The sequence below is a fragment of the Paeniglutamicibacter sp. genome, assembly GCF_046714615.1.
Lineage (GTDB): Bacteria > Actinomycetota > Actinomycetes > Actinomycetales > Micrococcaceae > Paeniglutamicibacter.
This window is the reverse complement of record NZ_JBKKAP010000172.1, coordinates 1-12,612: the sequence shown is the minus strand read 5'-3', so window position 1 is coordinate 12,612 and position 12,612 is coordinate 1. Positions and strand designations below refer to the sequence as shown.

Genomic DNA, 12,612 nt, shown 5'->3' with positions numbered 1-12,612 from the left:
TTTTCCGGGTTATAAACCCCGGGGCCCTCCCCCAAAACCGCCGGGCCCCCCCCCCCCGGGGGGGGGGCCGCCCACGGCTGTCTTAGGCAGGTTCCTAGCGCAGCAGTTCGCGGATGTCGTCCGCGTTGAGCACCTTGCCGAAGCCCGCGCCCTCGTCCATGACCGAGGAAATCAGCTGGCGCTTGGAATCCTGCAGCGCCACCACCTTCTCCTCGATGGTGTTCTTGGCAACCATCCGGTAGACCATCACGTTGCGGGTCTGCCCGATGCGGTGCGCGCGGTCCACCGCCTGCGACTCGGCCGCCGGGTTCCACCACGGATCCAGCAGGAAGCAGTAGTCGGCCTCGGTGAGGTTCAACCCGAAGCCGCCGGCCTTCAGCGAGATCAGGAACACCGGTGCCTCGCCCGACTTGAACGAGTTGATGACCTCGGCGCGCTTGCGCGTGGAGCCGTCCAGGTAGGCGTACGGCACCCCCGCTGCATCCAGCCGGTCCGCCGCCTTCTTCAGGAAGGAGGTGAACTGGGAGAAGATCAGCGCGCGGTGGCCCTCGGCCAGCACGTCCTCGAGCTGCTCGAAGAGCACGTCCAGCTTGGCGCTGGGCACGTGCGCGTATTCCGGGTCCACCAGCGAGGCATCCAGCGAGAGCATGCGCAGCAGGGTCAGCGACTGGAAGATCGTGAACCGGTTCTTGTCCATGTCATCGACCAGGCGCAGCACCTTCTGGCGTTCGCGCTGCAGGTGCGTGTCGTAGACCCGGCGGTGCTCTTCGCCCAGCTCCACGTGCAGGACCTGTTCCTGCTTCGGCGGCAGGTCGGTGACCACCGCGTCCTTGGTACGTCGCAGCATGAACGGGCGGATCCGCCGGCGCAGGCGCACCAACGGCTCGGGCAGGCCCTGGCGTTCGATGGGGCGCTGGTAGTTCTCCGCAAAGCGCACGGCCGAGGGGAAGAGCCCGGGGGAGACGATGGCGAAGATCGACCAGAGCTCCATGAGGTTGTTTTCCATGGGCGTGCCGGTGATCGCCAGCTTGAAGCGGGCCGGCATGTCCCTGGCCACGTGGTGCGCCTTGGTGGACTTGTTCTTCACGAACTGCGCCTCGTCGAGGATCAGCCCTGCCCAGGGGATGTCGGCGTAGGCGTCGTCGTCCAGGCGCAGCAGCGTGTAGGAGGTGACGACGACGTCGTAGTCCTTGGCCAGCTGTGCCAGCGACGCCGCCGCGCGCGACTCGGTGTCGGTGACCGCCACGACCCGCAGGGACGGGGCGAAGCGCGCGGCCTCGTCCTTCCAGTTGGAGACCACCGAGGTCGGGGCGACCACCAGGAACGGCGCACGCATGCCGGCCTGGGCGCTGATGCCCTCGAACGCCGCAGGGTTCTCCCACACCTGGTGTGCGTGCAGGATCAGTGCCAGGGTCTGCAGGGTCTTGCCCAGGCCCATGTCATCGGCCAGCACCCCGCCCAGTCCGTTGCGCCAGAGCGTGGCAAGCCAGCCGAAGCCCTCCACCTGGTAGGGGCGCAGGGTCGCGTTCAGCGTCGGGGGCAGGTCGGCGACGGCGGTGGTCTTCAGGTTGACCAGCGAGTTCAGTGCGCCCACCCACGCGTCGGGGCCCTCGATGCGGGAGGCCAGGTCCTCCAGCTCCTCCCACATGGAGAACTGGTACGGGGTCAGCGAGATGTCCGCTTCCTTGTCCTTCATGTCCCGCAGCCCGCCGGCCTCGGAAACCAGGGCGCGCAGCTTGTCAAAGAGCGGGTCGGTGAGGGAGAAGTAGCTGCGGTCCGGCATCAACAGCTTGGTCTGCCCCTGGATCAGGGCGCGCAGGATGTCGGCGAAGGGGATCTGCCGATCGCCGATGGAAATCAGCAGGCCCAGGTCGAACCAGTCGCGGCGGTCCGATTCCACCGTGGTGATGACCAGCTCGGGGGCCTCGGTGAGCTCATGGAACTCCGGGCGGGTCCCGGTCTCGGAGAGCACCAGGTCCTTGACCTCGGCCAGCTCCGGCAGCACGCGTCGCACGAAGTCGATGACCTCCAGGCCCTGGAAGTGCCGGGGCCCGAGCACCGCGGACTCGAAGGCCGGGTGCCGGTTCAGGATTTCCAGCACCGCGGATTCCAGGGCGGTCTCCACGAGGGTGTCGCGGTCGGCGGCATCGACGACCATGCCGTTGTAGTCGAAAACCCAGTCAACGTCGACGGTTTCCCGCGAGCCGTAGCGGATCTTGGCCACCAGCTTGGGCGGCAGCACCGCGGGCAGCTGGACGGAGGCATCGGGGCTGGTGACCCGCAACTTGCGCGCCAGGCGCGGGAAGACGCGGGAGAAGAACTCCTCGGTTTCCGCGGCCGGTACGTTCAGGGTTTCGGGGTGGTGCAGCATGGCCAGTTCGCTGTGGCTCAGCCCGCCGGGGACCTGGCCCAGAAGGATTTCGGTATGGTCCTCGTTGGCCACGTACACGCCGTGGTTGCCGATGGACCCGGCGGCACTGTGCGCATCGAGGATGAAGCCGTGCCCGCCCAGGGACACCGACGGCGCCAGGGCCAGGCCGTCCTCGGACGCCTGGGTGCCCAGGGCGACCTGTGCGGGGGAGGACAGCAGGATCCGGGTGTAGGTCCGCATGCCGACCAGCGCCACGCCCAGGGACTTGGCCTCGGCAAGCAGCTCCCAGAGCAGGGCGGAGGAATATTCGTCGAGGTAGAGCCAGTCGTTGTCCTCGCCGAAGTAGAGTTCCCCCTTGGCGCGGTGGAGCGGCACGAATTGGCAGAACCAGCGGTGCTGTTCGACATCCAGGTTCAGCCCGAAGGTCTTGAAGCTGATGGTGTTCCAGCGCAGGTTCGACCGCGCCCAGCGGTCGTCCGCGGAACGCACCACGGGGCGCACGCCCAGGCGCCAGCGCCGGGAGGCGACCTTCAGCTGCCCCACGCCGGAGCCGGGCGCCCACTGCTGGTGCGCCGAAAGCGTGGTGTCCTGCAGCTCGAATTGCAGGCCCATCTGGAGGACCGGGTGCTTGGAGTTGGGTCCGCCCAGGGACTTGGCGGCTGCCGGGGCCGGGGCGAGGAGCTGCTGTAGGGATTGCTGCCAGGCAGGCACGGCCACGGCGGTGTTGCGGTACACCACGTCCTTGGCCCGCAGGTGCATGGAGTTGGAGTAGATGAGTACTGCGGCCACGTGGCGGCACTTGGGTGCTTCCCCGCAGGGGCAGGTGGCATCGTCAATGACGCGCTCGCCCTTTTTCATCGCCAGCGTGATGCTCACCGCGCAGACGGACTCCCCGTCTTCGGACACCGTCCCGGACAGGATCTGGAGATCCGGATCCCAGAGGAACTCGCTTAGCGCGGCATCGGTGGCCAGCATCTTGCCGCGGGTAAAGGAGACACCACCAACGACACGCAGGATTTCACGCGCATCGACCATGGGAAAAGCAGATTCGGTCATCCCGCTATCGTTTCACGTTCTGCACCCCCAGCACGAACCCGGATGGGTTGAAGTGCAACATGTTTGCGCGCCAGGGACTCGAAAGTCGCCTAGTCTTTGATGTCATGAACAGCACTCCGGCCCTGCTCCCGCTCCCGCGCGTCATTGAGATTGCGTCGCTGGCCGATTTCGACAGGCACGCAGCCATTGCATTTGCCCTCACCGACAAGCGCCTGGCCGCCTCCATGCACGGCTGGCACGTGCAATCGGTTGACCTGCGCTCGCGTGGCGCGGTGCTGGAAAAGCTGCGCGCCGCCGGTTCGGTGTTCATGGGGTGCGAGATCGAGGGCAAGATCGAGCGCCGGCTGCGCGGGGGCGGCGCGCTGGTCTTCCCCGAAATCCCCGGCCTGCCCTTCGATCCCTACCGCGGGGAGCTGTACACCGGGGGCGAGCTCTATGCGGGCCTTGCTGACGGGCCCTACGAGTCGGTGCCGGATGCGCGGATCTATGCCTGGCTCTCTCACCGGTACGGGGCCGGGGCACACGACGCGCTGAACGCAGCCCTGTCCTCCACGTTGCATGACCACGCCATCGGCTCGCGGCTGGACTCGCAGATCCGCGACGGTGCCCTGGCCCACGCCCCGCTGGTGGGGGTCATGGGAGGACATGCCCAGCAGCGCGGCAGCGCAGGCTACGAGACTGCGGCCCGGCTCGGCCATGCGCTCTCCGGCGCGGGATTCATCGTGGCCACCGGTGGCGGGCCTGGAGCCATGGAGGCCGCGAACCTGGGTGCCTACCTGGGTGCAGGAAGCACCGAAAACCTGGCCCACGCGCTGGAAATGCTGGCCGTGGAGCCGGGGTTCGCCCCGTCGGTGACCCGCTGGGCGCGGGCCGCCGCGCTCGTGCGCGAACGCTGGCCCTCGGGCCTGCCGAACCTGGGGATCCCCACGTGGTTCTACGGGCACGAACCGCCGAACATGTTCGCCACCCACATCGCCAAGTTCTTTGTCAATGCCACCCGCGAATCGGTGCTGCTGGAAAAGTGTTCCGGCGGAGTGGTGTTCCTCCCCGGCGCCGCCGGGACCGTGCAGGAAATATTCCAGGACGCCTGCGAGAACTTCTACGGCGCCGCCGGCAGCATCAGCCCGATGGTGCTGGTGGGCGTCGAACACTGGACCGGGACGCTGCCGGCGTACCCGTTGCTTCTGGAACTGGCCCGTGGCCGGGCCATGGAGGAGAAGATCTTCCTGGTCGATGACCCGGCCGAGGCGGTGCGCATCCTGGTGGAGCTCAACGACAGCTCGATTTCCGGTGTGCGGGGGCTGGCATGAGTCCGGCGGCACTGGCCATCGGCATCGACATCGGGGGCACCAAGATTGCCGCCGGCCTGGTTGACGGAAACGGCCAGGTATCCCGGCGCACCCGGCATGCCACCGTCGGACATGACCCGGCCGCCGTCCTGGACACCGTGGCTTCCCTGGTCGCCGAGCTTGGCGCGGGGTACCCGGAGGCCGCGGTGGGCGTGGGCGCTGCAGGTTGGATGGACCCGGCCGGCGGCACGGTGCTTTTCTCCCCGCACCTGGCTTGGCGCAACGAGCCGCTGCGCGCGAAGCTCGAGGCCGCCACCGGCCGTCAAGTGCTGCTAACCAACGACGCAGACGCCGCAGGCTGGGCCGAATGCCGCTTCGGTGCCGCCCGCGGGCAGAACCATGTCGTGTGCCTGACCCTTGGCACGGGGATCGGCGGGTCCATCGTGATTGACGGAAAGCTGCAGCGCGGCAGGTTCGGAGTCGCGGCCGAGTTCGGGCACCAGACGATGGTGCCCGGCGGACAACGTTGTGCCTGCGGGAACCGCGGGTGCTGGGAACAATACGCGTCGGGCAATGCGCTGGCCCGCGAGGGCCGCAGCCTCATGGCGGTGCACTCGCCGGTGGCCCATGCCTTGCGGGAAGCCGCGGGGAACGATCCCCAGCTGGTGACCGGTGAACTTGTCACTTCCCTGGCTGCTGCCGGGGATCCGGCGTGCCGGGAGTTGCTCATCGAGGCAGGCCAATGGCTGGGTCGGGGGATGGCTAACCTTGCCGCGGTGCTGGATCCGGGAATCTTCGTCATTGGCGGCGGGTTGGGTGCCGCGGTGCCGTTGCTGGTGGAAACGGCCGAGGTGACCTATCGCGAAAACCTCAGTGGGCGCGGATACCGGCCCTTTGCCCAAGTGGCCCGCGCCGAGCTGGGCCCGGATGCAGGGTTGGTGGGTGCCGCCGATCTTGCTCGCGCCGCGCTCGCCGACTGATTCATGGCCTCCTGCACCCATGGGCGCATGGGTGTGCCGGGGATGCGTGGGTGCATCCCCGGTGGCGTGGGTCGTGGGTTTCCCGCGCGTGGCGGCGGGCGGCTATTTCCGCTGGGGTGGCCGGCCCATGCCGGTGCCGGGCCGCGGTGGCGGAGCCGTGGAGGTGTAGCTGTGGCCGCTGGGGGTAGTGATCCTGAAGGAATGGCGGCCCCGTCCGGGCAATGGTTCCTCGTCCCAGCCCGGCGCTTCCTTGGTTTGGTTGCACGGACGACATCGACCTGCGGCATTGATCTCGGTGGTCTTGCCGTTGCGGCGCACCTGCACGACGTGGTCGAGTTCCTGGATGCGGCCGTTGCAGTGAGGGGTGCGGCAGCGTTGGTCGCGGAGGGTGATGAAGCGCTTGAGATTTCCGGCGAAGTTGCGGGCCGCCGAGTCCATGGCGACCAGCTTGCCGGTGTCCGGGGCGGCGTAGAGGCGCCGGCACCAGGTGTCCAGGGGGTGCTCCGGGTCGCCAGCCACCAGTGACCGGGCCTTGGTGGCGCTGATGTATCCGTGGCCCGGGATCAGCGCTGGTTCGTCGCTGTCACCGGTGAGGCTCTCTGGGTCCATCAGCAGCAGCAGTTCCACCGGCCGGGAGCCGGTGGCCTTGGTGTCGGTGATCGCCTCGAAGACGGTGTCTGCCGCGACCTGGGCGTTGGTGCGGTCGTCCCCGGGATCCCGTGGACGACCGGTTTCGCGGTGGAGGACCTGCAGGATGGGAACGCCTTGGTCCAGGGGGAACTCACCGATGATCCGCACGGTGTTTTCATTCACCTGGTAGCCGCTGACGTACCGCTTCTCGGTGGAGTCTTTTTCCTCTTGTTCGGCGGTTTCAGGTTCCAGAACAAGGGCCCAGTAGTTGACCATCTCACGCAGCGTCGCGGTCCCGGCCTCGAAGCAGGTGTGGGTTTCCTCCCACAACAGCCCATCGATCATTCTCCGGTTTTCGATCTTGAGGTTCCGGGTGCCGCTGATGACCACTTGTGCCTGGTCCCAGGTCATGATGCCCTGGCGCAGCCCCTGATGGGAGCGTGGCAGATCTTCGGCGAGGATCCGGAAGTCGTTGGTGCGTTTGGTCCCGCTGTGCGGGGACAGGTGCATCGCCAGGGCAACGTCCCCGCTGGAGCCCCAGGCCGGGTTCTTCTCCCTGACGCCGGCGCGCTGCCGATCGGCGATCAGGGAATCCTGGAAGGCGACACTGTGGTCGGCCTGCTTCGCTGTGGCGGCGCATTTCAAGGTTTCCAGTGCGCCGACGGCTGTCACCGCCTCATGGGTGCCGGTTAGCACTGGGGCTTCGTTCACCGCGGCGGCCAGGGACAGGATCCCGTCGGTGCCGGAGCGGGCCAAGTGTTCGGCAACCAGTGCGTCCATGTCCGCCCCGTCGGCCAGCAGCGCATCGTAGCCCAGGTCCTTTCCGGCGCCACCGGCGGTGGCGCCGGCGGAAGGGGTGCTGCTCGATGACGTCGTTGCCATACCTCTATTTTAGAACCGATCGCCGATAATTGGAACATATTTTCAAGAAAGATAGAAAATATGTTCTAATTCTGGTTGTGGCCACCTGTCCTTCCCGGCAAGTGCCATCCCGCTCGGGTGCAACGAGGAAAGAGTGCCGTCGGCACCTTGCCGTTGTTTTTGGGGCGGGACCCTTAGACCACGGAGCCGCCGAAGATCAGGCCGAGGGCGTAGGTGACTGCCGCGGCCCCCAGGCCGATGGCCAGCTGGCGCAGTCCGCGCTTGGTCGGGGAGGCTCCGGAGAGCAGTCCGACCACGCCTCCGGTGGCCAGTAGGGCGATGCCCACCAATACGGCGGAGAGCAGGATTGCGGGGGTGCCGCCCATCCCGAAGATGAACGGCAGGATGGGGATGATCGCACCGGAGGCAAAGAAGCAGAACGACGCTGAGGCTGCACCCATGGCGGAACCGATTTCCTCGTGCTCGACCTCCGTGGACGCATCCTCAAGCTCGGAGCGCAGGGACATGGAGGGGTTGCAGTCACAGGAATAGATGCCCATGCGCTCGGCGGCGCGGTGCGCCGCATCCTCGTTGCTCATACCGCGGGCCTTGTAGACCAGCACTAGCTCGTTGGCATCAAGGTCAAGGTCCGGTGCGGCGGACAGGGTCACCTCGGTGGGCTTGGAGGCCGAAAGCAGCTCGCGCTGGGAACGCACCGAAACGTATTCGCCGGCTGCCATCGACAGGGCGCCTGCGAGCAGGCCGGCAATGCCGGAGAAGAGCACCATGGAGGTTGCCACGCCGGTGGCGCCGATGCCCATGACCAGGGCCAGGTTGGAGACCAGTCCGTCGTTGGCGCCGAAGACCGCGGCGCGGAAGTTGCCCGAGAGCCGGTTCCGTCCCCGGGTCGCCAGGCCGCGGACGACTTCCTCATGGACGAGTTCGTCGGCGGCCATCTGGCGGCTGGCGTCGGTGTCGGCGGCGTAGGGGGAGTTGCCCTCGGCACGTTGGGCCAGAGCCAGGACGAAGACGGAGCCGAAGTGCCGGGCCAGGAAACGGAGCATGGTGCGCCGAATCGAGGGACTGGTCTTCTTGGCGGCGTGGTCGCCCAGCAGCGAGCGCCAGTGTTCCTCATGGCGGGTCTCGGCGGCGGCCAGGCCCAGCAGGACCGCACGTTCCTCGCCTTGGCGGTTGTTGGCCAGTTCGCGGTAGACCGCGCCCTCCGCGATTTCGTCGGCCAGATACTGGCGCCAGCGTTTGATCTGGGCAGGGGTGGGGGTTGGCGCTTGTTGCGTCATGCTCTCATCCTCATGTGGGCGTTCACGGCCACGAATAGCCATGTGATGGGGAGGCCCAGCAGGAATACTTTTTGGGTACGTTGAGCCTCGGGCCACCAATGTGTGGACCGAAGGTCTCGTTCGCCTAAGGCCGAGCGGAATTGCCCGCGGCCTCAGGTGGATTGCCGGGTTACAACCCTGTAACCAGTATGTCGACGCACCGCATTCCCGCCATGGAGGCGGGTCTGGGAACTACTCCCCTTCAACCCACGAGTCTAGCGCTCGGGAGGGCAAGTGAAAATTCGCTGAGACTAAAAATCACGGCCTGGCCGGCGGGCATTCCGGACCGGGGAATCCGCACCGAAAGCTCCCGGGCACGAGCGTCCCAGCGCGGCGAACCAACGGCGTTGGCCAGGGCCGATGCAAGGGCCGGGGCATCCGCAACATGGTAGCTGTGCCAGGAACCCGCAAGGCGCAATTCAAGGACGCCGCGGTTGACATCGAGCAGGGGCAGGACGGCAATTGATGGTCCCATTACGGGGGAAAGCCTTTCGTCAGCTCTTGCCGCGCCTTGTGGCCACGGCCGCTTCCTCATCCGAACCACCCATGAACCTGGGGTTGGTGTGCGGCCAGTCGGAGCTTGGCGCCGCATCTCGTGAAGCTGAAATTCACTCTACCGCGACTGTGAGGCAGCGAGGATTTTTTGGTGCAGTTCCTTCCACTCGGTTGCTTCATATTGCGGGATATTGGTGTTCTCCTTGAGCAACCCGGTGGATCCGTCGATGAGTTCCCGCCCGATGTCGAGGTGTCCGGCATGGCGTGAATTTTCCACGTTCATGTGCAACAAGAGTCGGCCCAGCGTGGTCTGCCGGGTCTCGGGCCTCCACCACGGCACCGTGGCGGGGGCATCAAACGGGAGTGCGGCGATGTTGGCGTCCGCTGCGGTGATGGCGCGATGGTAGAAGTCCATGGTCTCTTGGCGAGATACCTCGGCCGGGACCCACATGTCAGCACTCGGCTCGGGATCGGCTTCCAGAGCTGCATAACGGTCGTCGGTGATGGTGAAGCCTAGGCACTGGACGAAGTAGCCGTATTCGACGGACGCCAGATGCTGGATCACGCCCAAGATGTTGGTGCCCGAATTGACCATGGGTCGGGTGACTTCCGCGTCGCTGAGCCCCTCGGCCTTCCACAGCACTGCCTTGCGTGAGTTGTTCAGGTAGGTGATCAGCTGGTCCTTGAATTCGTCCATGCCCTTCAGCCTAGGAGAGCCGGGGCTGGGCTGGGAATAGACGGAGCAAAAAGGAGGGAACCCCGTTCGCTCGATGTGAGCGAAAACGGGAGTTCCCTCCGCGCTGCCTGTTCTTGGAGCGGACTAGCGGATGGTGGTTTCGGAGAGGTCGGCGCCTTCGGTGTCCGCCTGCCCGGCGACCCGTGCTTCCCAGCGGGTGATGACCGATGCTGCGGTGGGGCGGGTGAGTAGGGAGACCACGACGAAGGTCAGTGCCGAGGCGATGAGTCCGTAGTAGATCGGTTCGTTGGCGTAGATGCCGTCAAATTGGTTCTCCGCCTGGATCTCCAAAATGATCATGGTGCCCAGGGTGACGATGCTTCCGGCGGCCATGGAGGCTGCTGCTCCCAAACCGTTGCCGCGCTTCCAGACGAGTCCGCCGATGATGGCCACCAGCAGTCCTCCGACGAGGATGTCGTAGGCAATGGTCAACGCCGCGACCACGTCGGAGACCATGATGGCCAAGACGATGGTCACCACGCCCAGCAGCAACACCCAGATGCGGTTGGCGCGGACGTCGTGCTCCGGGTTTTCGTTGGTGTTCACGCGGACCTGCTTGCCGAACCAGCTGGCCACGAACGGGGTGACGTCGGTGCGGGCCACGGTGGCCGCGGCAATCAGGGCGCCGGAGGCGGTGGACATCATTGCGGCAACCGCAGCCGCGAGCACCAGCCCACCGATGGCGACCGGAAGTAGTTGCGTTGCAACCTCCGCGTAGACCACGTCCTTGTTGCTGTCGGCGCCGATGATGTCCGGCAGGGCGACCTTGGCGGCCATGCCGATGATGGCTCCGGCGGCACCGTAGAGCACGCAGTAGATCCCTGCGGTGGTTCCGCCCCAGCGGGCGACCTTCGGGGTCTTGGCGGTGAACACGCGCTGCCAGATGTCCTGGCCGATGAGCAGGCCCAGTGTGTAGACCACGAAGTAGGTGATGATGGACTGCACGCCGATGCCGGTGAAGCTGAAGAACTCGTCCCCGATGCGCTCTCGGATCCCGGACATGCCGCCGGCGGCATTCAGGGCGAAGGGCAGCATCAAGAAGAAGATGCCGATGGTCTTGATGACAAACTGCACTTGGTCGGCCAGGGTGATTGACCACATCCCGCCGATGGTGGAGTAGATGACCACGATGACCCCGCCAATGGCGATGGCCATCCAACGCTCCCACCCAAAGAGGACCACGAAGATCGTCGCGTAGGCGCTGGTGGAGGTGGCGCAGAGCATCAGCGTGTAGGCCAGCATGACGATGCCGGAGGTGTTGGTCGCCGACTTGCTGCCGTAGCGCAGGGTGAGCATCTGCGAAACGGTGAAGATCTTCAGGCGCTGCAGCGTCGGGGCAAAGAGCAGCGAGAGCAGGATGACGCCGGCGCCGATTGCCACGACCAGCCACATTCCGGAGATGCCCCACTTGTAGCCAAGGCCCACGCCGCCCACGGTGGAGGCCCCGCCCAGGACGACCGCCGCCATGGTTCCGGTGTACAGGAACGGACCCAGCCGGCGGCCTGCCACGAGGTAGTCACTGCTGTTCTTGGTGCGCGATTTCCCCCACCAGCCGAAGATGAGCATGGCCGCCAAATAGGCGGCGACGATCGTGCCATTGATGTATTCCATGAGGGTGCGCCTTTGTTGGGAACGGGACCGGTAGACACCGCGTGGATGCCTGAGGGTAAACATTTGTTGTTCTACAGGCTAATGTGAGGTGTGGCACACGTCAATTGCGCCTAAGCTGGATGAACCCAATATTTCCTTCGAGCCTCATGGAGACCCGTGCCAATGAAAGCCCTGCCCGTTGAGCCCAGCAGTGCTTCCCTGGCCATTGGCTCGCGGATCCGGGCGGCGCGGCATGCCCAGCGCCTGACCATTGACCAGATCGCCGAATCCACGGGACTGACCAAGGGGTTTCTCTCCCGGGTGGAACGCGATTTGACGAGCCCCTCGGTGGCTTCGCTGGTGACCCTGTGCCAGGTCCTCTCGATGGAGGTCGGCGAGCTGTTCACCCAGCCGGACACCCACGTGGTCAGGCTCGCGGAGGCGCCGCGGATTTCCATGGGCGGCGAAGGCATCGTCGAGCAGTTGGTGACGGCGCGTTCGGAGCGGCGCCTGCAGGTGATTCGCGCGGTCATCGCCCCGCACGGCGTGGGCGAGAAAGAGCTTTATGCCGTGGATTGCGAGGTTGAAGTGCTACATGTGCTCTCCGGGCGCTTCGTGCTGATTTTCGCCAACGAGCGTTTTGAGCTCGACGCGGGGGACACCGTGACCTTCCCGGGGCGCGAGCCCCACAGCTGGATGAACCCGACGGGCGAGGAAGCCGTGGTCACCTGGACGCTGGTCCCCGCCGCGTCGCGTTAGCCCACGTGCACCCAGGGCCGCTTGCCGATCGACGGCTCGGCCTCGCGCAGCACTTCGCGGGTCAGCGGGGCGATTTCGCCCTGGCCCAGGAAGAGGAAACGCAGCAGGTTGCGCACCGGGTTTCCCTCGGTCCAGCGGAAGTAGATGTGCGGCATCAGGCCGGTGACGTCCCGGATGTGCAGGAGCACTGAGGCAATGGTGTCGGGGACCACCGGACCGTGGACCTCCGGGATCGGGTAGCCGTGCCTGGTCACGCCGCGGACCTCCAGCTCTGTTTCGAAGTCGGAGGAGTCGTCCACGATCACCTCCAGGAACAGCGCCTGATAGTCCACGGGCAAGTGGCTCACCTCGATCGCAGAGCTGAGCTTGTCCCGGTACGCGTCGGCCGTCAGACGGAGCGGTTCGTGGGCGATGATCCCGATGGGGCCGGTCACATTGGTGGACATGAATTCCAGTGCCTGTCGGTCCAGGTGGACGTGGGTGGCGTGGAGTTCAAAGGACCGCCGGA

General features: G+C 66.1%; 9 protein-coding genes, 1 pseudogene and 1 riboswitch. Of the genes and pseudogenes, 3 read left to right on the top strand and 7 right to left on the bottom strand.

The genetic code is table 11. The features are described 5' to 3' along the window. Nucleotides 1–94 precede the first annotated feature (94 nt). Nucleotides 95–3,427, bottom strand: coding sequence for an SNF2-related protein (locus tag ACLQ7E_RS20320; protein WP_411734392.1), 3,333 nt, complete (start codon nt 3,425–3,427; stop codon nt 95–97). 104 nt (nt 3,428–3,531) lie between these two features. On the opposite strand from ACLQ7E_RS20320, the gene ACLQ7E_RS20315 reads away from it, so the two are divergent. Together ACLQ7E_RS20315 and ACLQ7E_RS20310 are read left to right on the top strand one after the other, a co-directional pair. Continuing rightward, nucleotides 3,532–4,737, top strand: coding sequence for an LOG family protein (locus ACLQ7E_RS20315; protein ID WP_411734391.1), 1,206 nt, complete (start codon nt 3,532–3,534; stop codon nt 4,735–4,737). Continuing rightward, complete coding sequence (locus ACLQ7E_RS20310) at nt 4,734–5,696, top strand: ROK family protein (protein ID WP_411734390.1); 963 nt, start codon at nt 4,734–4,736, stop codon at nt 5,694–5,696. The genes ACLQ7E_RS20315 and ACLQ7E_RS20310 overlap by 4 nt, the downstream gene beginning before the upstream one ends. Before the next feature lie 102 nt (nt 5,697–5,798). On the opposite strand, the gene ACLQ7E_RS20305 is transcribed toward ACLQ7E_RS20310, so the two are convergent. From ACLQ7E_RS20305 to ACLQ7E_RS20285, 5 genes are all read right to left on the bottom strand, one after another. Next, a complete protein-coding gene (locus tag ACLQ7E_RS20305) occupies nt 5,799–7,208 on the bottom strand; it encodes an HNH endonuclease (RefSeq protein ID WP_411734389.1) in 1,410 nt (469 codons plus the stop codon). 173 nt (nt 7,209–7,381) lie between these two features. Continuing rightward, a complete protein-coding gene (locus ACLQ7E_RS20300; protein ID WP_411734388.1) occupies nt 7,382–8,485 on the bottom strand; it encodes a VIT1/CCC1 transporter family protein in 1,104 nt (367 codons plus the stop codon). Between the two features lie 241 nt (nt 8,486–8,726). Then, nucleotides 8,727–8,999, bottom strand: a complete 273-nt coding sequence (locus tag ACLQ7E_RS20295; RefSeq protein ID WP_411734387.1) for a hypothetical protein — start codon at nt 8,997–8,999, stop codon at nt 8,727–8,729. 17 nt (nt 9,000–9,016) lie between these two features. Then, nucleotides 9,017–9,125: riboswitch (SAM riboswitch) on the bottom strand. 12 nt (nt 9,126–9,137) lie between these two features. After that, nucleotides 9,138–9,716, bottom strand: a complete 579-nt coding sequence (locus ACLQ7E_RS20290; protein ID WP_411734386.1) for a DinB family protein — start codon at nt 9,714–9,716, stop codon at nt 9,138–9,140. Nucleotides 9,717–9,839: 123 nt separating this feature from the next. Next, nucleotides 9,840–11,366 carry a sodium:solute symporter gene (locus tag ACLQ7E_RS20285; protein ID WP_411734385.1) on the bottom strand — a complete coding sequence of 509 codons (1,527 nt, stop codon included), beginning with the start codon at nt 11,364–11,366 and terminating at the stop codon, nt 9,840–9,842. Between the two features lie 162 nt (nt 11,367–11,528). Between ACLQ7E_RS20285 and ACLQ7E_RS20280 the strand changes: the two genes are divergently transcribed. Next, the gene (locus tag ACLQ7E_RS20280) at nt 11,529–12,104 is read left to right on the top strand and encodes a cupin domain-containing protein (protein ID WP_411734393.1); all 576 of its coding nucleotides are present in this window, start codon (nt 11,529–11,531) and stop codon (nt 12,102–12,104) included. Here the strand turns inward: ACLQ7E_RS20280 and ACLQ7E_RS20275 are convergent. Next, nucleotides 12,101–12,612: pseudogene (locus ACLQ7E_RS20275) on the bottom strand (amino acid transporter); the annotation flags it as partial. The gene ACLQ7E_RS20280 and the pseudogene ACLQ7E_RS20275 sit on opposite strands and share 4 nt — an antisense overlap.

Coding starts and splice junctions, on each gene's coding strand:
- ACLQ7E_RS20320 (WP_411734392.1), bottom strand. CDS start 3,427: ATGACCGAATCTGCTTTTCCCATGGTCGATGCGCGTGAAATCCTGCGT.
- ACLQ7E_RS20315 (WP_411734391.1), top strand. CDS start 3,532: ATGAACAGCACTCCGGCCCTGCTCCCGCTCCCGCGCGTCATTGAGATT.
- ACLQ7E_RS20310 (WP_411734390.1), top strand. CDS start 4,734: ATGAGTCCGGCGGCACTGGCCATCGGCATCGACATCGGGGGCACCAAG.
- ACLQ7E_RS20305 (WP_411734389.1), bottom strand. CDS start 7,208: ATGGCAACGACGTCATCGAGCAGCACCCCTTCCGCCGGCGCCACCGCC.
- ACLQ7E_RS20300 (WP_411734388.1), bottom strand. CDS start 8,485: ATGACGCAACAAGCGCCAACCCCCACCCCTGCCCAGATCAAACGCTGG.
- ACLQ7E_RS20295 (WP_411734387.1), bottom strand. CDS start 8,999: ATGGGACCATCAATTGCCGTCCTGCCCCTGCTCGATGTCAACCGCGGC.
- ACLQ7E_RS20290 (WP_411734386.1), bottom strand. CDS start 9,716: ATGGACGAATTCAAGGACCAGCTGATCACCTACCTGAACAACTCACGC.
- ACLQ7E_RS20285 (WP_411734385.1), bottom strand. CDS start 11,366: ATGGAATACATCAATGGCACGATCGTCGCCGCCTATTTGGCGGCCATG.
- ACLQ7E_RS20280 (WP_411734393.1), top strand. CDS start 11,529: ATGAAAGCCCTGCCCGTTGAGCCCAGCAGTGCTTCCCTGGCCATTGGC.